At 51.4% G+C, this 25,704-nt stretch carries 29 protein-coding genes; 9 read left to right on the top strand and 20 right to left on the bottom strand.

From position 1 onward, the window contains the following. Positions 1–4 precede the first annotated feature (4 nt). The 4 genes from F463_RS0107005 to F463_RS0106985 all read right to left on the bottom strand — a co-directional run bounded on the left by F463_RS0107005 (position 5) and on the right by F463_RS0106985 (position 4,606). On the bottom strand, positions 5–382 hold the full coding sequence (locus F463_RS0107005; RefSeq protein ID WP_018986354.1) for a hypothetical protein: 378 nt from the start codon (positions 380–382) through the stop codon (positions 5–7). Positions 383–402: 20 nt separating this feature from the next. Further along, a complete protein-coding gene (nrdR, locus tag F463_RS0107000; RefSeq protein ID WP_018986353.1) occupies positions 403–864 on the bottom strand; it encodes a transcriptional regulator NrdR in 462 nt (153 codons plus the stop codon). A 21-nt stretch (positions 865–885) separates the two neighbouring features. Beyond that, positions 886–2,133: a serine hydroxymethyltransferase gene (gene glyA, locus F463_RS0106995; protein WP_026295399.1), complete on the bottom strand. Its 1,248-nt coding sequence runs from the start codon at positions 2,131–2,133 to the stop codon at positions 886–888. Between the two features lie 370 nt (positions 2,134–2,503). Next, complete coding sequence (locus tag F463_RS0106985) at positions 2,504–4,606, bottom strand: AsmA family protein (RefSeq protein WP_018986350.1); 2,103 nt, start codon at positions 4,604–4,606, stop codon at positions 2,504–2,506. Positions 4,607–4,744: 138 nt separating this feature from the next. Between F463_RS0106985 and iscX the strand changes: the two genes are divergently transcribed. Genes iscX through F463_RS0106970 form a run of 3 tightly spaced genes read left to right on the top strand, consistent with a single transcriptional unit; the run spans position 4,745 to position 6,867 of the window. Then, entirely contained in the window at positions 4,745–4,939 is a 195-nt protein-coding gene (gene iscX, locus F463_RS0106980; protein WP_018986349.1) for a Fe-S cluster assembly protein IscX, read from the top strand. Next, a complete protein-coding gene (locus tag F463_RS0106975; RefSeq protein WP_018986348.1) occupies positions 4,940–6,343 on the top strand; it encodes a phosphomannomutase/phosphoglucomutase in 1,404 nt (467 codons plus the stop codon). It abuts the gene before it with no gap. An 11-nt stretch (positions 6,344–6,354) separates the two neighbouring features. Continuing rightward, the gene (locus F463_RS0106970; protein ID WP_026295398.1) at positions 6,355–6,867 is read left to right on the top strand and encodes a retropepsin-like aspartic protease family protein; all 513 of its coding nucleotides are present in this window, start codon (positions 6,355–6,357) and stop codon (positions 6,865–6,867) included. A gap of 41 nt (positions 6,868–6,908) precedes the next feature. On the opposite strand, the gene F463_RS0106965 is transcribed toward F463_RS0106970, so the two are convergent. The 4 genes from F463_RS0106965 to F463_RS0106950 all read right to left on the bottom strand — a co-directional run bounded on the left by F463_RS0106965 (position 6,909) and on the right by F463_RS0106950 (position 11,303). Beyond that, positions 6,909–7,283 carry a putative quinol monooxygenase gene (locus F463_RS0106965; protein WP_018986346.1) on the bottom strand — a complete coding sequence of 125 codons (375 nt, stop codon included), beginning with the start codon at positions 7,281–7,283 and terminating at the stop codon, positions 6,909–6,911. A gap of 29 nt (positions 7,284–7,312) precedes the next feature. After that, positions 7,313–8,866 carry a M48 family metalloprotease gene (locus tag F463_RS0106960; protein ID WP_026295397.1) on the bottom strand — a complete coding sequence of 518 codons (1,554 nt, stop codon included), beginning with the start codon at positions 8,864–8,866 and terminating at the stop codon, positions 7,313–7,315. A 35-nt stretch (positions 8,867–8,901) separates the two neighbouring features. After that, a complete protein-coding gene (locus tag F463_RS0106955; protein ID WP_018986344.1) occupies positions 8,902–10,533 on the bottom strand; it encodes an alpha-D-glucose phosphate-specific phosphoglucomutase in 1,632 nt (543 codons plus the stop codon). A 113-nt stretch (positions 10,534–10,646) separates the two neighbouring features. Further along, complete coding sequence (locus tag F463_RS0106950) at positions 10,647–11,303, bottom strand: YoaK family protein (protein WP_018986343.1); 657 nt, start codon at positions 11,301–11,303, stop codon at positions 10,647–10,649. A gap of 196 nt (positions 11,304–11,499) precedes the next feature. Here F463_RS0106950 and pqqA (F463_RS15255) point away from each other — a divergent pair, with 196 nt between their 5' ends. Beyond that, the gene (gene pqqA, locus F463_RS15255) at positions 11,500–11,571 is read left to right on the top strand and encodes a pyrroloquinoline quinone precursor peptide PqqA (protein WP_154650036.1); all 72 of its coding nucleotides are present in this window, start codon (positions 11,500–11,502) and stop codon (positions 11,569–11,571) included. Between the two features lie 77 nt (positions 11,572–11,648). On the opposite strand, the gene F463_RS0106945 is transcribed toward pqqA (F463_RS15255), so the two are convergent. Continuing rightward, positions 11,649–12,464, bottom strand: coding sequence for a sulfite exporter TauE/SafE family protein (locus F463_RS0106945; RefSeq protein WP_018986342.1), 816 nt, complete (start codon positions 12,462–12,464; stop codon positions 11,649–11,651). Between the two features lie 159 nt (positions 12,465–12,623). On the opposite strand from F463_RS0106945, the gene F463_RS0106940 reads away from it, so the two are divergent. After that, positions 12,624–13,250 carry a LexA family protein gene (locus F463_RS0106940; protein ID WP_018986341.1) on the top strand — a complete coding sequence of 209 codons (627 nt, stop codon included), beginning with the start codon at positions 12,624–12,626 and terminating at the stop codon, positions 13,248–13,250. A gap of 71 nt (positions 13,251–13,321) precedes the next feature. Here F463_RS0106940 and pqqA (F463_RS14775) read toward each other — a convergent pair whose 3' ends face one another. Continuing rightward, a complete protein-coding gene (gene pqqA, locus F463_RS14775) occupies positions 13,322–13,393 on the bottom strand; it encodes a pyrroloquinoline quinone precursor peptide PqqA (protein WP_081624291.1) in 72 nt (23 codons plus the stop codon). 138 nt (positions 13,394–13,531) lie between these two features. Between pqqA (F463_RS14775) and F463_RS0106930 the strand changes: the two genes are divergently transcribed. Continuing rightward, positions 13,532–14,842, top strand: coding sequence for a Y-family DNA polymerase (locus F463_RS0106930; RefSeq protein ID WP_026295396.1), 1,311 nt, complete (start codon positions 13,532–13,534; stop codon positions 14,840–14,842). A gap of 28 nt (positions 14,843–14,870) precedes the next feature. On the opposite strand, the gene F463_RS0106925 is transcribed toward F463_RS0106930, so the two are convergent. Both F463_RS0106925 and F463_RS0106920 read right to left on the bottom strand, forming a co-directional pair. After that, entirely contained in the window at positions 14,871–15,509 is a 639-nt protein-coding gene (locus tag F463_RS0106925; RefSeq protein ID WP_018986338.1) for a response regulator, read from the bottom strand. Next, complete coding sequence (locus F463_RS0106920) at positions 15,506–16,885, bottom strand: ATP-binding protein (RefSeq protein ID WP_026295395.1); 1,380 nt, start codon at positions 16,883–16,885, stop codon at positions 15,506–15,508. The genes F463_RS0106925 and F463_RS0106920 overlap by 4 nt, the downstream gene beginning before the upstream one ends. A gap of 421 nt (positions 16,886–17,306) precedes the next feature. Here F463_RS0106920 and F463_RS14170 point away from each other — a divergent pair, with 421 nt between their 5' ends. The 3 genes from F463_RS14170 to F463_RS15080 all read left to right on the top strand — a co-directional run bounded on the left by F463_RS14170 (position 17,307) and on the right by F463_RS15080 (position 19,123). Continuing rightward, positions 17,307–17,822, top strand: coding sequence for a hypothetical protein (locus tag F463_RS14170; protein ID WP_018986336.1), 516 nt, complete (start codon positions 17,307–17,309; stop codon positions 17,820–17,822). Between the two features lie 77 nt (positions 17,823–17,899). After that, positions 17,900–18,445 carry a hypothetical protein gene (locus tag F463_RS0106910; RefSeq protein WP_018986335.1) on the top strand — a complete coding sequence of 182 codons (546 nt, stop codon included), beginning with the start codon at positions 17,900–17,902 and terminating at the stop codon, positions 18,443–18,445. 84 nt (positions 18,446–18,529) lie between these two features. After that, positions 18,530–19,123: a hypothetical protein gene (locus F463_RS15080; RefSeq protein WP_018986334.1), complete on the top strand. Its 594-nt coding sequence runs from the start codon at positions 18,530–18,532 to the stop codon at positions 19,121–19,123. 146 nt (positions 19,124–19,269) lie between these two features. Here the strand turns inward: F463_RS15080 and F463_RS0106900 are convergent, their stop codons facing one another. From F463_RS0106900 to F463_RS0106865, 8 genes are all read right to left on the bottom strand, one after another. Beyond that, positions 19,270–20,232, bottom strand: coding sequence for a beta-propeller fold lactonase family protein (locus tag F463_RS0106900; RefSeq protein ID WP_018986333.1), 963 nt, complete (start codon positions 20,230–20,232; stop codon positions 19,270–19,272). A 204-nt stretch (positions 20,233–20,436) separates the two neighbouring features. Beyond that, complete coding sequence (locus tag F463_RS0106895; protein WP_018986332.1) at positions 20,437–21,384, bottom strand: YncE family protein; 948 nt, start codon at positions 21,382–21,384, stop codon at positions 20,437–20,439. Positions 21,385–21,569: 185 nt separating this feature from the next. Next, positions 21,570–21,962: a thioredoxin family protein gene (locus tag F463_RS0106890; protein ID WP_018986331.1), complete on the bottom strand. Its 393-nt coding sequence runs from the start codon at positions 21,960–21,962 to the stop codon at positions 21,570–21,572. A 3-nt stretch (positions 21,963–21,965) separates the two neighbouring features. Continuing rightward, complete coding sequence (locus F463_RS0106885; protein ID WP_018986330.1) at positions 21,966–22,337, bottom strand: hypothetical protein; 372 nt, start codon at positions 22,335–22,337, stop codon at positions 21,966–21,968. Positions 22,338–22,346: 9 nt separating this feature from the next. Beyond that, positions 22,347–22,946 (bottom strand): SRPBCC family protein, encoded by a 600-nt coding sequence (locus tag F463_RS0106880; protein ID WP_018986329.1) that lies wholly within the window; start codon positions 22,944–22,946, stop codon positions 22,347–22,349. A 22-nt stretch (positions 22,947–22,968) separates the two neighbouring features. Continuing rightward, the gene (locus F463_RS0106875; protein WP_018986328.1) at positions 22,969–24,072 is read right to left on the bottom strand and encodes a vWA domain-containing protein; all 1,104 of its coding nucleotides are present in this window, start codon (positions 24,070–24,072) and stop codon (positions 22,969–22,971) included. Then, the gene (locus F463_RS0106870; protein ID WP_018986327.1) at positions 24,072–24,674 is read right to left on the bottom strand and encodes a hypothetical protein; all 603 of its coding nucleotides are present in this window, start codon (positions 24,672–24,674) and stop codon (positions 24,072–24,074) included. Before F463_RS0106870 ends, F463_RS0106875 begins: the two co-directional genes overlap by 1 nt. Then, complete coding sequence (locus tag F463_RS0106865; RefSeq protein WP_018986326.1) at positions 24,671–25,702, bottom strand: vWA domain-containing protein; 1,032 nt, start codon at positions 25,700–25,702, stop codon at positions 24,671–24,673. Before F463_RS0106865 ends, F463_RS0106870 begins: the two co-directional genes overlap by 4 nt. Between the last annotated feature and the right edge of the window lie 2 nt (positions 25,703–25,704).

Genomic DNA, 25,704 nt, shown 5'->3' with positions numbered 1-25,704 from the left:
GGCATTAGTGCGAGGAAATCTGGCTATGGGTTAAGCGCGCATCCGCATCAAAATAAATACGCAATGCATGGTAAACATGCATACATTTGCCGAGGTCATACTCCAGTGCGTTGGCATCTTCGAGACTGGGGCGGCCGAGCAGGGCCATCACAGCCTCTTTTTTGGCACCGCGGATCAAGATATGATTTTTGAGGTCGTAAGCCATGTCACCCCGGCGGCAATCTTTTTGTACACTACTCGAAAGCTCCATCCAGCGTGTCTGGTCAAATTTCTCACTGCCAAATACCGCTTCGTCCTTGAATGCCCACCAGGTAAAAAAGACGATGGTGAGGATCACCGTGAATACCGCCAGTACAATCGCAGACAACTTGATCAGTTTCATGCACTCTGCCTTTCAGAGGATTAATCGCTATCAGTCACATCCAGATCGCGGATGGCGTTATGGAAATCATCCACATCCGAAAAGCTGCGGTACACCGAAGCAAAGCGGATATACGCCACCTGATCCATTTGTTTGAGTTCCTGCATCACGGTTTCACCGAGTAGCCGGGCAGGCACTTCACGTACACCTAAACCGAGCACTTTTTGAATAATGCGGTCCATGGCTTTGTCGACATACTCGGTAGGGACAGGGCGTTTATGCAGCGCACGCGTAAATGATACCCGCAACTTTTCGCGCTTGAACTCTTCGCGGGTACCATTCTGCTTGACCACTTGCGGCAGGTGCAGCTCTGCCGTTTCATAAGTCGTAAAACGTTTGTCGCACACCTGGCAACGGCGTCGACGGCGGATAGAATTCCCCTCCTCATTGAGGCGGGAATCTACCACTTGCGTATCATCAGCACCGCAAAACGGACATTTCATGGCTGAAAGCGCCTGAAGTGATTACTTGCCGTAGACGGGGAATTTGTCAGTCAGCGCGTGTACCTTGGCTTTCACCGCAGCAATCACTTCCGCACTTTCCGGATTATCTAGCACATCGGCAATCAGGTTGGCCACTTGCTCTGCTTCCGCTTCTTTGAAACCACGTGTGGTGATCGCTGGTGAACCGATACGGATACCGGAAGTCACGAATGGGCTTTCGGGGTCATTGGGAATCGCATTCTTGTTCACAGTGATGTGTGCCTGGCCCAGGTAGGCGTCTGCCGCTTTACCGGTCAAGCCTTTTGGACGCAGATCCACCAGGAACACATGTGACTCAGTACGGCCGGAAATAATGCGCAAACCACGTGCGGCCAATGTACTAGCCATGACGCTGGCGTTCTTCAACACCTGCTCCTGGTACACCTTGAACTCAGGCTGCGCTGCCTCGAGGAACGCGGTTGCTTTACCCGCAATCACGTGCATCAGCGGGCCGCCTTGCAAGCTCGGGAACACATTGGAGTTAATGGATTTCTCAAACTCTGCTTTAGCCATAATGATACCGCCACGGGGTCCACGCAGGGTTTTGTGCGTGGTAGACGTCACAAAGTCCGCATGTGGTACCGGGTTAGGATAGACACCCGCGGCGATCAGGCCAGAATAATGCGCCATGTCGACCATGAAATACGCGCCCACTTTTTTGGCGATTTCAGCCATACGGGCCCAGTCAAACCGCAAAGCGTAAGCAGATGCGCCGCCTATCAGCAATTTTGGTTTGCACTCGGTGGCAATTCGCTCCATCTCGTCGTAATCGATTTCTTCTTTGTCGTTCAAGCCATAAGGCACGATATTGAACAATTTACCGGACAGGTTTGCAGGAGAACCGTGCGTCAGGTGACCACCATGGCCCAGGTTCATACCCATCACCGTGTCACCTGGTTTCAGGATGGAGAAATACACTGCCTGGTTAGCCTGTGAGCCGGAGTGAGGCTGCACGTTGGCATACTCAGCCCCGTACAAAGCTTTCAGGCGATCAATCGCCAATTGCTCAACCTGGTCCACAAACTCGCAACCACCGTAAAAACGCTTGCCCGGATAGCCTTCAGCATACTTGTTAGTGAGTTGCGAGCCCTGGGCTTCCATGACTGCTGGACTGGTATAGTTTTCCGAAGCAATCAGCTCAATATGCTGATGCTGACGCTCTACTTCGGAAGAAATCATTTGGGCCAATGCCGGGTCTGCAACGCTTAAGTTTCTTGAAAAGCTAAACATGACGATCAAGTTTCCGTATTCACAAAAATAAAGCGCGATTTTACCATGAGGCGACCCCTGCATGCATCTTTAGCATGGTTCATGTGCGGACATCACCACTGCGATGATCAAGGACTTGTCTAACTATTTCACGATGGCATGTTCACGATGGCATGCGCTGGCATTGCCCGCATCGCACCAATTCGGTGCACCCACTTCAGCAGTTGATGACTGTAAATGTACTAATAAAAATGAGAAATTTATTTATGTGCATGATTTGTATAGGATTATTAAACCTGGCACAGCTTATGCTTATTAATAACCGTAAGCGTATATCTCCAAAATCGCTCCCTAAACCCAACTTCGGTTGGGTTCTTTTTTGAATGTTGACCTAGGGCTGTTTGCCCTCAGTATTTTTTGTTTGCGGACTTTTACTCTGTCGCGATTTTAATTGTTGCAAGGTTTGCTGGCATCCATCATCGGCAGCCGCATCGGCCTGACTACCGGGATCCAGGAAAGGCACAATCGCCGCAAAGGGATTGATGAGCGCCAGCAATAAACCACCAGCTACCCGTGCAGCAATCGGGCCAGGACTTAATGACACCTGCGGATTTACAAACGGACCTGTAACAAGAATCGGGGAGCGCACGGTAAACGGTGAAAAGTTTTTTGGGTTGGCCTGCAATTTAAGATTTAACTGTTCTTCCCCCAGATTCACCTGCCCCAACACATTCACGGTAGTCACCGGAGTATCAATCAAGGCGGCTTCAGGCGTTAGCACACCTTGCTTGGCACGCCAGCCCATGGCCGCACATTGCATAGGTAACGGCTGGTCCCCTTTGATCAGCACACCCACGGCCTGCGCAATATCCAGTCCCGCCGCTTCGACGACCAAATGCGAAATTTCACCCTGGCGTATCATCAGCGCCACTTGTCCATCCAGCGACTTAAGCAAGGCCGCCGTGGATCGACCCCGACCCTGTAACTTTGCCTTACCGGTTAACCGGCCAGAAATATAGGGCGGCGCTGCGTTGGCGCTTTGTTGCTTATTCTGCTGTTGACCTGCCTGCGCCTTATCTGGTGGATTTTGCTGCACCTGATTTTGCTGAACCTTCAGCCACTGCTCCAGCCGGATATCACGCACGGCCAATTGAATCTCCCAATCTGGCGCAGGGGGTGGAGAGAGATCGGTATTCCGGGAATCATGTGCATCAATGCTCAGCGCCCCTGACACACTGCCTTGCGCCGTATTGGCCTGAAGCTCAGCCAGACTGAGTTTGTGCTTATTAAGTGTCAGATGCAATTTAAGTGGCGAAATCTTCTGCCTGAAGGCACTGCCTAAATCAACCGCATCCAGGTGCACATCAATATCGGCATTCATACGTCCATAAGTGGCAAAATCGAGCGACTCATCGGGAAATAACTTGCCTGGATGTGTATTGGTTGCGTTGTCTTGAGCCGCCCCAAATGCTGGAGCCAGATCAGCCAGCATTAATAATGCTCCTTGCAGCTTGCCACTCAGCATGGGAATTTCGGGCGCTAGGTCATAAACAAACTCGCCCGATAGGCGACTACGTCCTATTTTTGCTGAAGGGATATTCACTTTCCATTGACTGGTCCCTTTTTCCACCTCGGCTGCCACTTTAAAAGCAGAAGTCCGTGGAAAAGTCAGGTCCAACAAGTCACCGACATCTGCCAATGAAGGCCCGGTGACATCTACCTTACCTTTGACGCGCTGCTCACCAAATAAATCATATACCGATCCACGAAACTGTGCCTTCACAGCCCCATATTTGAGCCAGCCCTGGGAATTAATCGGTGGGGAGTCCTTGCCGTGCGTCGCCACCGGCAAAAACCCTTGGGTGACCAGCTCCCCCTGCAATGGCAACCGACGGAACTTGCCACTCACCTTTACCCTGGACTCAGGACTTGCCAAGTGCTCGCCTTCTTCGGTAAAAAATTTCACCGCCAATTGTGCATGAGTAATGGCATCATCTACTTTGGCTTGTCCCTGATTGACAGCAAGCTGTTCAATCACCGGGAAAGGCCTTGGCGGGCTGGTATCATCCAGCTCAAAATCCCAGCTGGCATGGCGGTCAGCATGACGAAGCAGATAGGCGTTGAGTTGATCGGCGCGAATCGCCTGGATGCGGTAAGGATCGCCCTCTTTCAACGACCACAGATGTCGATACCGGAGCTGTAAATCCAGCCCTCGTGCATCGACAAAATAAGGCGCGCCAAATCCTTCAGGCGCAGAGATATTTAATCCACCGACCTGCAGGCGGATGCCACCTAGCAACTGTAAGTGGAACGGCCGTTCAATTTCCACAGACCGATGTAACTTATTTTGTAGGAATTGTTGCAATGGTTGGCGCAAAAAAGGCCACCCAGCCACTTCACAGCCTATCACGGTCAACACCAACACCAGCAAACTCGCCGTGACCCATCTGGTGACTTTGCTGGATTTTGTTTTTGTTATCTCAGTATCACTCATCTTCGCTATGATGCCCAGACAATCACCTACTGAACAGTCCCGCTTGTCTGACAAAAGTGTAGGCGGATTCTGTCAAATTCGGTGAGGGCTGTCAGTTATAATATCAACAACCTCGCCTTGTAAAATGGAGTAATGACAATGAAATGGACCGACAGCCAGCGGATTGCTGAAGAACTTTATGATAAATTTCCCGACGTAGATCCCAAAACTATCCGTTTCACTGACCTTATGCAGTGGGTCATAGAATTGGAGGACTTTGACGATGAGCCTTCCCGTTGCGGTGAAAAAATCCTCGAAGCCATACAGCTGGCCTGGATAGAAGAAGCGGAATAAATGCAGTTAGTGCCAGCATCCATTTTCAAAGCTTATGATATCCGCGGCATTGTGGATGACACATTGACTGTGGAGATTGTCAAACAGATAGGCCTGGCACTGGGCTCGCTGGCAGAGGAACGTGGCGAGCATCACATCTGTGTCGGCTTTGATGGCCGTTTGTCCAGTCCAGCACTGGCAGCCGCCCTTAGCGAAGGCATCCGGGAGGCCGGGATTAGTGTGATTCATTTAGGCATGGTCACCACGCCCATGCTCTATTTCGCGACGCACTACCTGGCCCAGACCAGCAGTGGCGTCATGATTACCGGCAGCCACAACCCGCCTCAGTACAATGGTCTGAAAATGGTGATTGCCGGTGAAACCTTGAGCAGCGACGCCATTCAGGCCATCAAGCAACGCATTATCCAACAACGGTTTAACCAACCAGATCAGTCAGGTTCGGAATCCCACTACGATATTCAACCGGCCTACCAGGAAGCCATCATTTCCGACATCCAGCTTGCCAGGCCCATGCGGGTGGCCATTGATTGTGGGAACGGTGTCGCAGGGGCTTATGCTCCTGCGTTATTTAAATCATTGGGTTGTGAGGTTGACCCTTTGTTTTGTGAGGTGGATGGCCGTTTCCCTAACCACCATCCTGACCCAGCCGAAGCCAAGAACCTGCAAGATGTCATGCACTGTCTGCGCACAGGCGGGGCAGAAATCGGCCTAGCGTTTGATGGCGATGGCGACCGCCTGGGCGTCGTCACCAAAAATGGGCAAATCATTCGCAGCGACCGACAACTGATGCTCTTTGTAGAAGACGTGCTGACACAACAACCCGGCAGTCACGTGGTTTTCGATGTGAAATCCACGCGCCATTTATCAGCATACATACGCGAACACGGCGGCAAACCCGTGATCTGGAAAACCGGCCACTCCTTAATGAAAGCCAAAATCAGGGAAACCGGTGCAGCCATTGGCGGTGAGCTCTCCGGACATTTGTTTTTCAATGATGCCAAAGAAGGTAAACCGCGCTGGTTTGGCTTTGATGACGGGCTTTATAGCGCCGCACGCTTGCTGGAAATTGTCAGCCGCAGCCCGAATGCCAGCGCCGTACTCGAAGCCCTGCCAGACAGTTTGAACACGCCAGAATTGCAAATTGCCATGCAGGAGGGCGAACCCCACGCGCTCATTTCCGCCCTGCAACAATCCGTTCAATTCCCCGATGCCATTGACGTCATCAGCATTGATGGTTTGCGTGTGGAATATGCAGATGGCTTTGGCCTGATCCGTGCATCCAACACCACGCCCGTACTGACCTTACGGTTTGAAGCAGATGACACCACGGCGTTAACACGCATTCAGCAGGCATTCAAACAAGTGCTTAGCAGTGCCAGACCAGACTTGAAAATTCCTTTTTAAGCCTCCATTGAATGAGCATGCTTAAAGCAACTCATAGAAAATACTCGCGCGGGCGCGGCCTGCTCTTCACCATGATCTGGCTGGGCCTTGCCGCCTTGGTCTGGCTGCTCATAGAACGTGTACAACATCCTAATACCCTAGAGCAGATCGGCCAGCAGAAAGTCGTTAGCCTCAAGCGCGGCCCCGATGGTCACTACAGTGCCGAAGCGCTGATTAATGGAGAACGCGTACGTGTACTGGTGGATACCGGTGCCACTGGTGTCGCGATTTCGCAGCATGTCGCCAACCGTTTAGGGCTGGTCAGCCATGAGGCCATCAATACGCATACCGCCAATGGCACTGCTGTGTCGTATCTGGTACGGCTGAAAACCGTTCAACTTGGTGGTGTGGTCGCCCATGATGTCGCCGCCACGATTTCGCCGGGCCTTGAAGGAGATGCCCTGCTCGGCATGAGTTTTTTAGGCCGGATGGATGTCCGGTTACATCGGGGAGTGATGACAATTAGTGACGGAGAGACCAAGTAACAAGGTCACCGATTAAATGACCCGGTGTAAGAAACAACGGATTATTCATCCATGTCTTTGCGATAGCCAAATTCCAGCACAAAATACTGAGGATTCAGACCCGCCAGTGGCACCCGCAACTTCGCCAATTCAGTTTCTGGCCCATGCACCTCAATTCTCACCAGCTTAGACACCTCACCCATCTCATGCAAAATCGGGCGCAGGTTTTCCAGATGGGCTAACAAGGCTTCGGCATTTTCAAAGCCTTCACGGCAATGCGCGAGATCGCCATCAAAACTAAAGCCGTAATACAGGCAGCCTGGCTCACGCGAAGACCATTCAACGTATTTTTCACAGATGGCGCGAAAAGCAGCCGCTTGGCCTGGATGAATTTCAAAGTAAGGTGAAACGGAGCAGCAGGTGTCTTGGGTAGCCATAAGAAAATGTTTACTGGTATTTAGTGGGATTAATTCGCCAGCTCAGCACCCTCTACCACCACACGGAAAAACTGTAATGCGGCTTGGTCCTGAATGCGGATACCCGTGGCAACTGAGCCACGTTTACCTGGTGCAATCCCGCCCGTAATCAGCATGGAACGTGTCTGGTCTACCAGGCGGCCGTGGCTATCGTATTGCAGCATGCGCACCCTTACACGGCCAACTGGCACACTGCTGCTATTTTGCACCGCGGCGTAAACCATACCCGTGTTGTCCGCCAGCGGACCAGAGGGCAAATAACGGGCCGGGTTACGTGGCAAATCGATGCGCATGGCGCGGGCAGCAGCCTCTTTGCCGATTTCAGAATCTGAGCTCGCAGCCAGTTGGTAATGCTGCAAGGCAAGGGAGGTTTCACCACGTCCTTCGGCAATCTGCCCCAGCAAGGCATAGCCCGGTGCAGTGGGGAGCAAGGCGTTGGCTTTCTTTAAAAATGGTTCGGCCTGCTCTTTCTTGCCGTCATTAAACAAGGCAATGCCACTTTGCACATAAGGCTTGAAGTAATCAGGCTGCATCTGGATGGCCTTGTCATAAAAGGCTAAGGCTTCGGTGGTATTTTTCTTGGTTAAAGCAATATCACCCAGTAGCTCCTGGAAGCGCGCTTCACGCGGCTCGATACTGATGGCTTTTTTTGCCAATGCCCTGGCCTTTTCAGCATCGCCTTTTTGCAACGCGGCTTTGCCTTCATCATAGGCTTGATAGGCTTCGCGGGTCGCCATCAGTTTGGCGACCTTTTGCGCGTAAACCTCTTTACCCATCTCACCACCAGCGCCCAACTCTTGCAGCGTCTTTTTATTCAGGTCAACACGCTCCTGTGACGGTGGATGGCTGGCAAACAGCCCGGACAGGAAATCCTGCCGTTTACCTTCACTCAGCCGCACAAACGTCTCCTGCAAGGTGACGGCAGCAGCCGGGTCGTAACCGGCGAGTTTCATATACTTCATGCCATAGTGGTCAGACTCTGACTCGGCATCGCGGCCATATTTACTCGAAATAAGCTGTCCGCCCAGCTGCGCCCCACCGACGACCAGATTAGCGTAATTAGAGTCTCGCGTGGCCAGGCCCACCGCCAGCATCGCACCTTGCATAAATATGCCGCGCTCCATGCCTTTGGCACCGTGGCGGGCAGCCGCATGCACAATTTCATGGCCGAGTACGGCAGCCAGTTCGGCTTCACTGTGCAACTCGTAAAGCAGGCCACGGTTAAACGCGATTTTGCCGCCGGGCATGGCCCAAGCATTGGGGACTGAATCATTCAACACGACAAATTCATAAGGCAGATCGGGGCGGTCTGATACCGCAGCCAGTTTTTGCCCGACTTGTTGCACATAGCGTGTCAACTCTGCATCCAGCGTATAGTCACCACCTTGTGACTGGCGTGCAGGGCTGTAATTTTGCTGGCCGATCTGGACTTCCTTGTCTTGCGAGACAAACTGGAACTCACGCTCCTTGGTCACCGGATTGATACCACAGGCCAACAACCCTGCGGACAGTAGCAGCGGGCAAAGAATTGTTTTTTTGATCATCGTCATTCAGCCGTTTCCCCAGGCAGCCACACTTATTAAGTAATCACCGTCGGTTGCTGCCTGCCAGTGAGTTGGGGCAGTTGAGAGATCTGATGCGACACGGCAATCAACTCGGCCAAAGCCTCCTGTGCATCCAGTTGCTGCTGGGCTGCATCTTCAGTGAACGCTTCGAGATAGACACGGATAGTCGCCCCCTCAGTGCCTGTACCAGACAAACGGATGACCACACGCGAACCGCAGGCAAACAGGATGCGTACCCCTTGGTTATTGCTGACTGAACCATCAACGGGGTCGGTATAGCTAAAGTCATCCACCGTCTGGACGGTATAACGGCCAAATACCTGGCCAGGCAAGGTCAGAAACTGAGCATTGATGTGGGTGATCACGGCATTGGCCTGCTCGGTGGGCACGCCTTCGTAATCATGCCGGGAATACACATTGCGGCCATAGGTTTGCCAGTGCTTACGCACCAGTGACTCCACACTTTCATTAGTCGCCGCTAGCAGATTCAACCAGCACAACACTGCCCATAAACCATCTTTTTCGCGCACGTGATCACTGCCGGTACCAAAGCTTTCCTCACCGCACAAGGTGACACGCCCCGCATCCATCAAGTTGCCAAAAAACTTCCAGCCGGTGGGCGTTTCATAACAGTCAATGCCCAGCTTGGCGGCAACGCGGTCCACCGCACCGCTGGTCGGCATGGAGCGCGCTACGCCAGACAAACCCTTGGCATACGCCGGAATCAACTTGGCATTGGCCGCAATCAGCGCCAGGCTGTCGGAGGGGGTGACAAAAAAATGATTGCCCAGGATCATGTTCCGGTCACCATCACCATCTGAGGCGGCTGAAAAATCCGGGGCTTGGGGACCATAAGCAATCTTGACCAAATCTTCAGCATAAGTCAGGTTGGGGTCAGGATGGCCGCCGCCAAAATTCTCTGACACTTCGCAGTTCATCAAGCTATTGGCTGGTGCCCCCAAACGATTGCCAAAAATCTCTTTGGCATAAGGTCCGGTCACGGCATGCATGGCATCAAATTGCAAGCGATGTCCGGCCGCCAGCCAGCGCTTGATGGCGTCAAAGTCAAACATGCTTTGCATCAAGTCAGCATAATCGCTGACCGAATCAATCACCTCGACTTCAAACCCATCCAGGGTGGTGATGCCTATGCTGGACAAATCAACCTCGGGTAAATCAGCCATCTTGTATTGGGTGATCTGCTTGCTGTTGGCAAAAATGGCATCCGTGATTTTTTCGGGGGCTGGCCCACCATTGCCCGTGTTGTATTTAATGCCAAAGTCATCGTCGGGGCCAGCCGGGTTATGGCTGGCAGAAAGGATAATGCCGCCAAAAGTCTGGTATTTGCGGATGATATTTGACGCGGCCGGGGTCGACAGGATACCGTTTTGTCCAACCAGCACCTTGGCAAAGCCGTTGGCCGCTGCCATTTTGATAATGATCTGGATCGCTTCCTTGTTATAGAAACGGCCATCGCCGCCAAGCGTTAAGGTAGCGTTGGCCGGAATCTCCAGCGTATCGAAAATGCTTTGCACAAAATTTTGCAGATAATGCGGCTCCTGAAACACGCGCACTTTCTTACGCAAGCCCGAGGTACCTGGCTTTTGGTCAGCAAAAGGTTGGGTTGGGATAGTTTGAATCGACATGGCCTGGTTTCTGAAATGTTAAAAAATCTAAGACTGATTGTATTACAAATTGATGACACTTTTTTGTCTGCTCGCCAGGCAGAGACTGACTTTTAATGCATCATCAGAGAGCATCAGTGCCGACGGCTAAGCCCGTAGTAACTCACAGAGAGAGCAGCCACATGCGCTGCCGGCAATAACAAGGCGTTAAAGTGCCAATGCAGATATCCCCAGACGCCTAACACGCCACCACAAATAAAGCCGGCAATCAATAGGGTATAGAGTAGCAGGCGTCGCCTATCCACCGCTTGCCCGCGTAAACGCAGGCCGAGGGCAATGCCGATATCGGTAAATAACCCTGAGACATGCGTGGTACGCACCACCGCCCCGCTAAAGGTACTGGTCATGGCATTTTGCAGGCCGCAAGCGGCTGAGGCCAACCACTGCCCACTTTGCCAGCCATGACTCAGCAACCAGACAGAGGCGGCCAATAAACCAGCCTCCAGCCATAACGCCACATGGTAACGACGGCCGATTCTGAGTGCTTCATTTCCTATCAGCACACCGCTCAAAATGGCCCCCAGCACAAAAAACAGGATCACCCACAATAGATGCAAGACTTGCCATGCATCCTGATTCACCAACTCAATGGAGAAATAAGTGGAGATACCGGTCAGGTGCGACACCGCCTGGTGACGAAATCCCAGCACACCGACGGCGTTCACAAAACCGGCATTCATGGCCAGTAAAAATCCGCCCCACTCCACCCAGCGGGGCAAGCGCTGCATCATGTCACACCCTTATTTTTGTGATGATTCTTGACTCCCATTCTACGCTGCCGGCTGAGGACTTCAACTCAAACTACGTAAAATCATGAGCCGTTTTTACGTGATGCCCTCAGGGCACTTTTGAAACACATGCGTATAGTGGGAGTCATACAAGTACATCAGAACGATGTACTACTTAACAACCAAAAGGAGATTAATCATGTGGACTAAACCAGCTGCTACAGAAATGCGTTTTGGTTTTGAAGTGACTATGTACATCATGAACAAATAATCAGTGCTTGTGTTTATCACGCACTGAAAACAAAACCCGCTGCAAAGCGGGTTTTTTATTGGCTGTCACGGAGACGGTCAAGCCAACTGTGACCACAGCAAGTGGATACTTATCCCCATCAAAAACACGGCAAAAATACGCTTTAATATTTTCACTGGTAAGCGTTTTGTCAATGCCACACCAGCAGGCGCAAACAATACACTTAGCGGGGTAATCAGCATCACTGCTGGCAAATAGATCAGCCCAAAGGTGTCGGGCGCATGCGTAGCTTGCCGGATGGCATCTTGCAAATAGCTCACTGTGCTCGCCAGCGCAATCGGGAAACCCAGCACCGCCGAAGTGCCAATCGCCTGCTTGACCGACACATTGCGCATGGCCAGGTAAGGCACCGTTAACGTACCACCGCCAATCGACACCAAGGCGGAAATCACACCAATTAACAGGGATACCAGGCTGATTTCAATCTTGCCCGGGACTTTATGCTGGATAGGTTTGCGGTCCCGGAATAATTGAGCCGCTGCAAAAAAAGTAAACATGGCAAAAAACAGTGTCAAATAAAAGGCATCCAGATGAATCGCCACCAATGTTGCGAGCAGCGAGCCCAAAAACGCCATGGGCACCATGGCCCAGACATATCGCCAGACAATATTCTGGTTTTTATGATGCGCTAAAATACTCGACAGTGAAGTAAACACGATACATGCCATTGAAGTGGCCAGCGCCATATGAAAAGCCACATCGGCTGAAAATCCTTTTGCAACCAGTATGGCATGCAGCATGGGTACCAGCACAATCCCGCCACCGATTCCCAGCAAACCGGACAGCACACCAACCACCATCCCTATCAGGCAAAAGAGTGCATATTGCTCAAAAAACAGTGGTATCCAGTCCATAGTCAGTCAGTGAATTCAAAGCGCAACAGTATAACGGTTAGCCTGAATGCTGGTTAGAAAAACACATGCAGCAACCGACGTCTATCCTTGAAAATTAAAGTTTAAGTAAATATCAACATAATGACTTATGCACGATTGATTATTTGTTACAATTAATCAATGAGCGATGAGGTTAAAAAGATAAAAGGCGGTAAACGGCCAGGCGCTGGGCGCAAGCCCGGCTCTACCACCCGCCTGGAAAAAACCATTGTTGTACGTATTCCGGTGAGCCAGAAACCGGTGGTCAGCGATCTCATGGCAGCTTACGCCAAAAAGCGACAAGCCAATCAGTTAAAGCAAAACCTGGATCAAGTGTCTAAATTCGCCCTGCCTGCAGCAGATCTGCAAGAAGTCAGTCTGCCGATCTTCCAATCCAAAGTGCCGGCAGGTTTTCCATCACCAGCAGATGACCATATCGAAGACCGTCTGGACCCGAATGCCTACTTGATTGATCAGGCGGATACCACTTTTTTTGTCACGATCCAGGGGGAATCCATGATTGAAGCGGGTTTGATACCAGGAGACAAAGCGGTCGTGGATAGAGGCAAGCAAGCTGTTATAGGTGATATTGTACTTGCCATGATAGATGGCGAATTCACCATCAAAATCTTGGCAAAACAAAAAAATGGCAACCCTAAGCTGTTACCCGCCAATGCATCAGGCAAATACAGCCCTATCCTGATCGAGCCGCCGATGCAGTTTGAAGTGTGGGGCGTGGTGATTGGTTCGTTCAGGCGGTTCAGATAGACAATCATGGATATGATGGCAATAAAAAACCCGGCATGGATTCATACCGGGTTGCTGGGTACTCAGATGAATTATTTGTTCATCACGTACATGGTTACTTCAAAGCCGAAACGCATTTCGGTAGCAGCTGGTTTAGTCCACATAATGATCTCCTTTTTTATTTCCCGAACCGACCCCATGTCTGGTTCGTGTGCATGTATTATCGGCCTGCCCAGTCAAAATCATGCTATTGCGGATCATGAACAGACTTTAGGGAATTTCATGAAATGGGCCTCATAAAAATGAATGAGACCCCATTTAAAGATCTTGCCCCCAGGGCCATCGCACTGGTAGATGTGAATAACTTCTACGTCAGTTGCGAGCGCGTGTTTAACCCAAAGCTGCGCAATCGCCCCGTGGTGGTGTTAAGCAACAATGATGGCTGCATTATCTCCCGCAGTGCAGAAGCAAAAGCCCTGGGCATCCCCATGGGCGCACCCTGGTTCAAGGTCCGCAAGTTTGCCCAACAGGAAGGCGTCGTTGCGTACTCATCCAACTATGCACTATATGCCGACATGAGTAACCGCGTCATGTCTGTTTTGCGGCAATTCAGCCCGGCGCAAGAAGTTTATTCCATTGATGAATCATTTCTTGATCTCACCTCATTTGCGACGCGGGACCTGACACTGTATGCCAAGCAACTCAGGCAAACAGTGCTGCAGTCGACCGGCCTGCCGGTATGCGTTGGGATAGGCAGCAGCAAAACATTAGCAAAACTGGCTAACCATCTCGCCAAGCAAGAGCCAGCCCTGAATGGCGTGTGCAATTTCAACAGCATGCCCATGGCTGCCGTAGATGACGCATTACGTGATATTGATGTCAGCCATGTGTGGGGCATAGGCCGGCATTTAAGCCAGCATATGCATGACGCAGGCATACACACCGCCTATGACCTCAAGGTAAGCAATGCGGCAGCCATGCGACAAAAGTTTAACGTGATCATGGAGAAAACGGTACGCGAACTGAATGGCACCGCCTGCCTGGAACTTGAACAGATACGGGGCCCCAAGCAGCAAATCCTGAGTACCCGCAGCTTTGGTCACCCTGTGCGAGACCTGCAAAGTCTGGAAGAAGCCGTCACGCTTTATACGACCCGTGCAGCGGAAAAACTGCGCCAACAAAAATTATATGCAGGCAGTATCTATGTCTATATCCGCACCAGCCCTTTCCGCGACCCCGGCCAACAATACGACAACAGCCTGCGGTTATCGCTGTATGTCGCCACCAATAATACCTTGCATCTGGTTCAGGCAGCTCTCGTTGCTCTAAGAAAGATTTATCGTCCGGGATACGACTATGCCAAGGCGGGAGTATCACTGGGTGAACTGGTGACTGCCGGGGCACAGCAACAGGATATGTTCCATGCGGCCACTGGTCAGGAAAAGTCGGAACGGTTGATGCATGTGCTGGACAGTATCAACCAGAAAATGGGGCGGGCTACGGTCAAACTAGCCAGCGAGGGATTGCAGGTCAGGCAAGACTGGCGCATGAAGCAGGAGCGTAAGAGTCCTGGCTATACGACGCGCTGGGAGGATTTATTAAAGGTAGACTAATTGCAGATGAGGAATAAATCGCGGCCCGTTATTCGGCATCAATCAAACCATGTTTCATCGCCAGCCTCACCATTTCCACCGGGCTGTTCACGGATAATTTCTGCTTGATCAGTGTGTAATAGTTAGCGACAGTTTTCTGGCTGATTTTAAGCATCTCGGCCACGTCTTCGACGCGTTTACCTTCTGCCAATAAGCGGAACACTTCAAATTCACGCGAGGTTAACTGCTGTAGCGGATTACTTTCACCGATCAATGTCTGCAAAGCCACCTTTTGCGCCACATCCTGGCTCAGGAAGGTACGGCCTTTGGCGACATCCAGCACCGCCTGAACCAAGTCATCAGCCACACCCGTTTTAGTGACATAGCCTTTGACGCCGGTTTTAAGCGCCTGGGCTGCAAACGACACCGCCTCATGCATGGAGAAAATCACAATTTTTGCCTGGGGATAGCGCTGCAAAATACGTTTGGCGGCTTCCAGCCCGCCCATGCCCGGCATGGAAATATCCATCAATACCACATCGGGCAAGACTTCCCCATACACTTGATACGCCATCTCGCCGGTGTCCGCTTCTGCCACAATCTCTATGGACTTATGGCTCTCCAGCAAACGGCGCAACCCTGACCTCACCACCGTGTGATCATCCACTAACACAACCTTGACTATCATGGCGCAGTATCCCGAAATTTTCCTGTATTTTGAAAGTGCACTTCTATGCGTGTCCCCTGGCCGGGGGCGCTACTAATATTCATCGTTCCCATCAATCCCTCCACGCGCTCCTGCATGCCAGCCAAGCCATAACCCCGGCTTGGCACTGTGGGATCAAAACCACGGCCATCATCTTCAACCAGCAAGTACAAACCACCCGCCTTGTCGCTCACCTCTATGGTCACCCGCTCGGCCGCAGCGTGTTTGCTGATATTGGTCAGGCATTCCTGTAAGATACGGTATACCGTCACCGCCACCGATTCATCTGGCTGCGTCAAGTGGTTGGAAATATTATTCACGACCATGATGCTGCGGTTTCTATCGTGCCAGTGGTGAATCAATTCTGCCAGTGCCAGACTCAGTCCAAGCTCGTCCAGCACCCGCGGGCGCAATCGCGCCAGCAAATCCTGAATAGTGAACATCATTTGCCGGGTGATTTGCGCAATCGCTTTGGCACTTTCACGCGCTACGGTCAGCTTTTTGGCCGCCACCATGGCACTGGCATCTATATGCACTGCGGTCAGGTACTGGCCGATTTCATCATGCAGGTCACGCGCCAGCTTTTTGCGCTCTTCTTCCTGCAAATGAATAATCTGCTGGGTCAGCCTGTGGTTATTGCGTATGCTTTGCTCCAGCGTGCTCGCCATCTTGTTAAACTTGTCGCTGATTTCGCTTAACTCAACCTGCTCAAAACCAGGCAGCCGGGTCTGGTAATCGCCATGTTCAATCTGGTTTAAGCCATGGATAATCTGCTTGACCGGTTTAAACGTCGCCCGCACCGTCCAATACACAAACAACAGCACACTGAGGCCAAACAAGCCAACGATAGAGAGCAAGCCTGAAGTATCATCCCAGATCTCGCGCAACTCGAAACTCGGATCAGGCGTAATCACCAACTCACCGATCAAACGCCCGTTGAGGATGATATTTTTGCGTTTGGGTTCATTAAGCACACTCGAAATGTCGAGCAACCTGACAAACCAGATCGGTGGTTCTTCCCCCGCATGCTCCACACGCGTCGAGCGGTTAGACTCCCTTAAGCGACCATTCACATCAAAAAAATCCACCTTCAGATGCCGGATATTGGTCAATTCTTCCAGCCTGAAAACAGAGACTTTTCCTTCCTCGCTACGGCTCAGCCAACCAAAGTCTGTCATGTAATGCGCGATCTGCGCATCCAGCAAATGCATCACCAGGTTGGTCGTCGAATCCACCTCTGCCAACACATCCTCCCGCGCATTTTTAATCACGGAAATCGCCCAAGTCAGTAATAGCCCAAGCAGTAACAGGGTAATGATCAGATTGAGTTTGAATTGAAGACTGAGAGATTTCATCATGCAATGGGGATTTTAAAGAGTATTCACCAAAAACATTCGGGAATTTTTCCCTATTCGTTCATACAGCAAGAATTATGTAGGCGTGCGATCACATAGTCGATTGTAGCGTTGTAACCTCTTACAAGAAACCTGCCACAAAGACCTATTGGACGGATTGCTTCTTGTTCAAGCCAAGCCAGAAGGCATGGAACTGTTCTCGGCAAACTCGACTTTTGATGAATATGTCATTAAAAGGTATTGGTTATTGTGTAGGGCTGATAGAAGTTGACGCAGTTAAGGTTGTATTTTAGGATGGTCTAAAATTTAACAACAGCTTGAAAATGTTAAATAAAAGCCTTAAACCTTCAATCAAAAAAGCATCAATACTGGAAAGTTTTGTGTCATTTAGGATGCCTAGTTTACGTTGGGCATCTTAAGAACTATGCGTCGTAGCGAATATGAAAAACTGGTTCAATCATTAAACTCTTGGGAAAGCGGATTAGCCCGCCTTGGAGAATGCATTGTTCAGTTTCAGCGCATAGAAGATGCACTTTCGGTATGCATTTCTGCAATGGTGGGTCGTTCGCGCAAAGTTGGTGAAATTATTACTACAGAGATGTCCTTTCGCTCTCGCGTGGCAACATTTGGAGCTTTGTTTGCACACTCATTAAAATCAACCACCCTACCAGACGATATATCTGAACTTATATCCCGTCTTCACTGGGCAGAACAACAGAGAAATACTCTTGTGCACTCGCTATGGGATGCAAGCGAATCCAAACCCGATACAATTCGTCGCGAAAAGAAATCTATACGAAAAAGTAATCTAGCAACCGCTGAAGAACACTTTACACCCGATGACCTTGACGACCTAAACCGTTTATTTGAGGGTATTGTTACTGACCTATTTTTCCTTACTTCAGAACATTTGCCAAAAACTGAAAAGAGACTACTGTGATTGTCATTCCCACCCCATCCATCAAGCAGGTCTCGCTAAAGCGCGCCCCTTAATGTTAGTCGCTAGAGGTTAAGGTCATGAAAACCAAAACGACTCAGTTAATTCAACATCTGTCTCATGAGATAGAAGACGAAGAGAAAGCCGAGCTCTATCTAGAAGATTCACTGCCTCTTATTGGCTTAGTCGTTATGTATTTCAACGCGCTTGAGAAATCCCTAGATTCAGTGCTGTGTGAAACCGTTACGGACAGAACAGATATTCCAGGCTTGATCATCATTCAAAAGTTGAGTTATGGAGCGAAGGTCGATCTCTTCAAACGCTTCTGCGATGATTTGCATTTGTCTGGTTCTGGAGTCATTGATGGGTTTGAAAAGCTAATTGCTGACCTTACGGATGTTGGAAAACTTAGGAACCTAGTTGTCCACGCTGATTGGGAAAATACCGATCACGATGGCTACACCTATGTGAGGCTTAAGACGACAGCAAAAGGAATGGAGCAAGAATATGTCCAGTTTTCCGCAGAGTCTCTGGAAAAGCTTGCGGATCGGATAATCACTCTTCGGAATGATTTATACGAGTACTGGGAACGGAGAAACAAGGCCATTTGGGGGCCTCGTGCTTAGTTCAATGTCTTACCTTTCGGTCAAGCGAGAACGTATTCCGGCGTGCCGCCTCCAGACGGCCCCTTACCTCCGCTAGCCTTCAAAATGATTGAATCCCGCTATTGGCGTACTGAGTTGAGAGCTGATCTGAACTGGCTCAAGAATCATCGGACGTATCGTCGGTGGTCTGAGAAACAGCTCGTACTGTTCGAGCGTAAGCTTATGTTGGCTGCATTTCAAATTCGCTCACTATTGGAGCGACCGAAGGTCAATGATTGCGCCCGCAGTAGAAGTATGCCGGTACTGCGCTACAAGAAGATCGGCAACCGCCCGTTCACTGCCACCGGCTCAGGTTGGCCGCACGAGTGCTTTGATATGGGGAACCCAGAGTCGGTTACACTGTCGACCCTCGATGTATGCAACCAGATCATTCATTACTACTGGATGCAGACATTGTCCGAAGGACGAAGCTTTGCTTCAATGCTCGTTTTCTCAGACTACAAACGGCACAAGTGGGCCTATGAGCTCCGAATCGAGGATCTTTTACATCTCTTCCAATTCTTCGGTGACGAATCGTCCTGCGTCACTGGCATTGAATCTAGATGGGATGAAGACAAGCAAGACTTTGTGGTCACCAAATCGCAGGGGCCTGGCGACTCGTCGGCCACCCACAGCGCTGGGCATAGGAAACAAGTATGAGTAGGTAGAGAGTTCCTAAAGGGCAGGTCTTCCTAAAAAGGAAGAAAAAAATAATGGCGGTCCTTCAGCCCAAGTAGGGCGTACCGTACACGGTACGCCGCATATTGTGGTGATGCAGAATAAAAAGCAACAATCACCTATCAAGGTTAATGAATCACCACCCCCCAAGGCAGATTCCCCACCGCAATATCCTTCAGCTTGGCATTTGTTTGGGTATCAATCACCGAGACATTATTACTACGGCCATTGGCGACATAGAGTTTTTTACCATTCGGTGTCAGTGCCATATTCCAGGGACGTTGGCCGACTGGGATCGTGGCGATGACTTCGCGGGTGGCGGTATCGATCACGCTGAGGTTGTGATCGCCGCCGTTGCTAACGTAAATGCGGCTACCATCGGCGTTGACCTTGACACCGTTGGAGCGCAAGCCGACCTTGATATTGGCTTGTACTTTCCAGTCGGCGGTGGAGACTATCTCTAGCATGTTAGCGGCTTCGTTGGCGACGTAGGCCCATTTGCCATCGGGGCTAAAACCAACGCCGCGCGGGTGTTTGGTGGATGCGATCAGGTGTTCGGATTTGAGCGTGTTGAGGTTAATCACATCCACATTATTGCTCTCTTCGTTGCTGGCGAGCAGCCATTGCTGGTCGGGTGAAAATACGCAATGCTCGGGGTTTTTGCCCTGGGTTTTAATGGTGTGTTTGAGCTTGTTGGTTTGCAGGTCTACCAGCGACACGGCGTTTTCTTCTTCCAGGCAGGCGGCCAGCAACTTGCCATCGGGTGAAATATCAATGCCTTCGGGTTCGTCGCCGACTTTGATCAGGGCAGTTTGTTTGCCGAGCTGGGTGTCTACCACCGAGACGGCGTTTTTATCGCGCACGACGACGTAGAGTTTTTGGTTGCTGGGGTGGATGGCGGCGGCCTGCACTTTTTTGCCGAGCTTGCCTTTTTTAGGCAGTGTGTTGATGACTTCGTCAGTGCTGGTATCAATCACTGAAACCGTGCCATCTTTTTCGTTGGGCACATAGGCAAGGGGTTGGGAAAAAACGTTTGAACAGAAACTGGCCAGCGCGCCAGCAAGCAATAGGTGTGACAGGTGTTTTTGCATACAGCATCCTTAAAAAAATCGGCCAGTTGCTGCAACAACTGGCCCGAACATGGAGATATACTTTATGCAAAATCAATTAAATATAATATTTAAATGATGATTGCATCATAAGTGTTCAGGCGTACTGCCAATAGCGGCATGCTTCCCGATTTATCCGGGAAAAATTCCCTTTATTTGCACAACGAGCATAGTCAACCAACATCCTCACTCGGTATGCCCGACAAACTGGCCAAATGCACGTGGTTGAGAGCCCACCTTGATAGCCGGTTTCAAGATCAGGCGCTCGCCATCAATCACTGCCAATACGTTATCCATCCAGCTCGCTACCAGTATCTGCTGATGCACCGCATCATAAGCAATGCCTTCGGGCGTGCCCGGCACGCGAACCCTAGCGATGGTTTTGCCGCTGGCGAGGTCAATCACACTGACGCTGTCTTCGCCGGTATTGGTCACATACAAGCGTTGACCTGTCATATCCGTGGTGGCGCAATAAGGATGATCACCTACGGCCAGCGTCTTCACCACTTGATGCCGCCGCGTATCGACCACGCTGATGGCGTTTGAATACACATTCACCACAAATAGCTGTTGACCGTCCGGGCTCAGGCTCAATCCAAAGGGATGCAGCCCCACGCTGATGCGATGTGTTTCTTTATATGTGCGTGTATCAACCACACTCATATCATTACTATCCCGGTTCGCCACATATAACGTTGCATCATCTCGGCTCAACTGCAGGCCACCAGGCGCATGACCCACCTGTACTTGCGCAACTGTTTCCCCTTCTACCGTCATCACCAACACGGTATCGTGATACCAGTCAGCCACATAGACACGGTCGCCGCGCTTGCTGACAGTGATGCCTACGGGTGCGATCGGCAAAGCAATGGTGTTTATCACTTGCTGGCGGTGCATATCAATCACCGAGAGCGAATATCCTTCTACATTGCTTACGTATACTTTGTGGTGGCGCTTATCCACAGCCACCCCCACCGGCGCTCTGCCTACCTGGATGGTATTCACTACCTGCTGTGTTTGCAGGTCAACCACCGACACAGTATCCTCACCCTGATTGGTGATATAGGCGTAGTCTGCCGCCTGCGCATAAACGCCCAGGCTGAGGCCCAACAGCATGCATAACACTTTAATCATGGGGAAGATCACATCCCTGTTACCAGGGCCTGACATACACCAGGCCGGGGGTTATCAGCCCAACCTTGTGGTAAAAACTATAAGGGTTTATCTGACAAACGGATTGAGACAGTCTCCCGCAAGCGCTTGGGAATTTTTCACCGGCGCTTCGGGTAGCACTTGCTGTAAGAAGAGGCACGCGATATTTACGCTGCGGAAGAGGTTTGCGAGAAATGGTCTTGAATGGCCTTCATCTCCAATGCCTGCCACATTTGCAGGTGGTGTTGCAACTCATGGGTATGCATGGCACCGGTGACCATATCAATAATCACACGTTCGCGTACCACCATGAGCGCAGGCACCTGCGCCACCTGGAAATTAGCGGCAAGGTCGGTGGCCACATCAACGTCAGCAATTGCAAATGATACCGCTGGGTTCTGTGATGCCACTTCGGCAAACACGGGATAAAACGTCTGGCACGGGTCACACCATTTGGCAGTAAAAAGCAGCACCACAAATGCCTGGCTCGCCACATGCTGGTTGAACTGCTGCTGGCTATCTAGTGTGACCGGTTGAGGGGAAGTCTGGTTAGGTTGCATGTATTAATCCTTGCGATAGGGAGCGCCTGCCACCGGCAGGCGTTTGATGGTGCCCAGCGTCCAGTGCTGGGGGCCAGCGATGCTTTGTGAGCAGCCCAGTTCTGTTTCTGGTACTTCCGGCGTCAGCACATGCCGGGTGTGGTCCGCGGTTTGCACTTGCATAAACCAGCGGTCTATCCACACTTCCACCGGACTTTGATCCACTGACATGGCAGCCTCGGTCAACTGTAATGAGACCATTTTGCCGCCATGAGCCAGGCACAGGGAGTCATCCGTCTCCACCAACCTGACCAGCGCCTGTTGTGACTCATCTGCCTGGCAATGCGGATGAATGACCGATAGTAGAACCAGTAACAAAGAAAAGCGCACACGCATGCTTACCCCTTAGGCGCACACAGACATGCCTACACTTTTAAACAGTGGGCGCAGAGCCACACACACCTTTTGGCGCCAGCCTTTGGTGCTGCTGGCTGCGACGGCATTGCGGCCATCTTTCAGCCCTTGCAAACCTTCTTTCACGAAATTATCCACGGCATTTTTAGCAGATTCATCGTCCTGACCTACAGGCGGCTCATTGCCAGTAAATGCACGGTAGTAACGTGCGGTCCATACCACCTTGGCATTGCTGCCATCTGCACTCACCTTGATTTTGCCATTGAGCGAGCTGACTGGCAGTGCTTCCAGGTCAATATCCCCGGACAAGCGGTAAGCCACCGTCATGTCCGTAGCCGAGACTTCATCAATTTCCTGCAGCAACTGCTTGCCGTTTTTGAGGGTTAGCTTTTGCTGCTTGTCCCCCACCGCCTCACAGGCCGTCACTTGCGGGTGCCATTGTGCCAGACCACAGGGTGCGCTGATACGCTTCCAGACAGCCTCTGCCGACGCACCCACCTGGATGGATTCATCCGTTTTCTGCGGTGTGGGACCATGCGCCCACGCGTTCGCACTCAACAATAATCCAGCCAGTAATAAAGACCACTTCATGTTTACTCCTTCTCGATAAAATCTATGGGGATAATTTGCCAGGCCGCTTGAGCGAGGGCAACCTGTGCCTGATGCCACGCCAGATGTGCCGGAAAGCACTTATCCAGGCGCTACCGGCAAAGGTCAAGGCCAGGTAGACCAGCCAGGCAGCCACCGCTGGCCAGGCCAGCCAGGGTCTGAGGTCGGTATCGGCCCAACGCCAGGCAGTCATGCCTAATCCTGTTGCCCAGCCACTGCCCTGGGCGGTATCGTCCAGCCGGACAAAATGCAAACCGGTGGTCTCGGCCAGACGCTGCAAGTTCTGGGCGTCCAGCGCAGACAAATGTGCGTTTTCCAGTAATGTATTGCCTGGCCCGTGCCCGGCATTACGGTCATGCTGGCCTTGCTCCATGGCCAATACGGATAAGGTTTCTGCCATGCCGAAATTACCGAAGCGTTGCACTTCTTCCTGCTCCCAATAACCGGAAACCGCATTTTTTTCATCCAGCTTGGGAATCTTGCTTGGTGTCGGTTTGCCCATACCCACCAGAAAACCCTGTACATCTCCTGGCTTACCAGCATAAGTAGGCATATATCTCGGATTGGCTGGCGGCGCTTGCTGTCCATCGGTAAAAAACATCAGCCGCATCTGCTTACCTAATTGCGGCGTTTGCTCAAGGGCGTGATACAAACCATGGGCAATAAAGGAGTCTGCCGCCCAGGCCATCCGCCAATCCATGCTTGCCACCGTCTGGTCCAACGCCGCAAAATGACTGCAGACTTCGACCGGTTTGACGACATTCACCACATTCCGCTCGGTGAACATGCCCAAGGCCACTTGCGAGCCGCAAGGCAAAGCGGACAAGGTTTTGCGTATACTATGCTTGGCCACTTGCAACCGACTGACACTTTTCCCGGCCACCTGGTAATCGGGCACGTTCATGCTTTGCGTAATATCCACCACGAAATACCAGTCATAGACGCGGTTGGGCAGCATGAAATGCGGTTTGAACAAAGCCAGCGTTAATAATCCCGTCATCACGAGCAGACTGAGTTTGCGCCAGAATGAGTATCCTTGATGGCCTGTGCTGAAACCAGCCAGCCAGGATCGCCCTTGATCTTTCAAGGCAGAAAAACTGACTCCCATCAAGGCATGCCTCTTGGGTTACCAGGCATGGCAGGCCAGCCACTTGGCTCTTGCTCGGCCTTGATTTGCTCATCTTCATACTGTTGCGGCCCGGACATGCCATGCGTCGTCGGCGAAAGGCGCAATGCCAGATGATAGTTATATTTCGCTTCTGACCAGTCAGGATCTATTCTCAAGGCTTTTTGATAACTTTCCTTGGCGAGGGCAACCAGCGGCCCGGCTTCATCCCAGGCGGGCAGGCCACGCTGTTCGAGCAGGCGGGTGGCGGTGCGCATGTAAATATTGCCGGAATTGAAATAGGCCTGCTTGCGTAGCGGGTCGGCCTCGCTCACCTTACTGATCAAGGCGGCAAATTGCGCCAGGGCCTGCTCAGGCTTGAGCTGGTTGTCATAAAACACGGCATTGGCGAACAGTGCCTGTGGGGTCTGGTTAGCGCTCAGAAGGGTGTTCTGAATCAATACATGCGGCGCCAGGCTCTGGCGATAGACATGTGCCTGATATATTTCAACCAGTTGCCTGGCCAACATCACCAAAGAAACCAGCATGAGCACAGCTGCCCATAGCACGCCGCGCCGCATCACGCTTGCAAACCTTTCATTCATGCCTGCCACCGCTTCAACTCCAGTCCAAACATACACATCAGTAATACCGCTGCCAGCCATGCCAACCAGTACGCATACTGGCTTAAATCCTGCCTGGACACTGGTTCAAGATACCTGGTCGGTTTATTTTTCAAGGTGGCAATATCGCGCACTGCCGCCATCACGGCTTCCGGATTTTCAGCTTCATACACCCGGTAAGGCACATTCAGCGTTTGAAAATACTCATGCAGGGCATATTCTGGATAAGCATCGATATTTTCACCTTCTGCCAGGCTTTGCTTGAGGCTGACACCGCTTTCAGAACGCAGATAAATCCAGTAGAGCGAAGCCTGCTGGCGCATGAACATGGCACGCAACATATCCTGGGTTTTACCATCAAGGTGCGCCCCGCCATCCGACACCAGCACCATGGCCCGGGCACCCGTCACCGGCTGGTCAGCAAAATAGTCCAGCGCCATGCCCAAGCCACGCGCCACAGCAGTGAAACCCATCCCGCCGGCCTCGGTGGCATCCAGTGCCGCCTGTACAAAACCGCGGTCATTGCCAAGGGGCGCAGCCAGAATAGGCGAGGTACTGAAGGTCACCATGCCCATCAGGTCATCATGGCCTTGAGCCACCAGGGTTTTGAGTACCTGTCTTGCCACTTCCATTTTTTGGACGCGGTCAGCGGCATCGCCTTTTTTCACAAAGGGCTCATTCATGCTGGCACTACGGTCGAGCACGATCATCACATGTGCACCGCGACCGACTTTCTCAACGTATTGCGACTTCAGGTAGGGGCCGGCCAAGGCAACACTCAACGCCACGATCAGCGCGCTAATGGCTATTTTCCAGGTGCGATCCAGCCACACTGACAAGGGGTCTGCAGGCAAGCCCTGCAAGGCAGGATGCGCAAAATTCATTTGTCCATGCAATATCCATGGCAAGACTGCCAGTGGTAATAGGATCAATGGCCACAGATTCGCCAGCCCCCAATCATCACCAAAACCGGCAGCCATGAGTACTGCCTGAGCGCCTTCATGCCACATGC

It is taken from the genome of Methylophilus methylotrophus DSM 46235 = ATCC 53528, from assembly GCF_000378225.1.
GTDB classification, from domain to species: Bacteria; Pseudomonadota; Gammaproteobacteria; order Burkholderiales; family Methylophilaceae; genus Methylophilus; species Methylophilus methylotrophus.
Note: the sequence above shows the minus strand (reverse complement) of the source record. Positions and strands in the feature narration are given on the sequence as shown.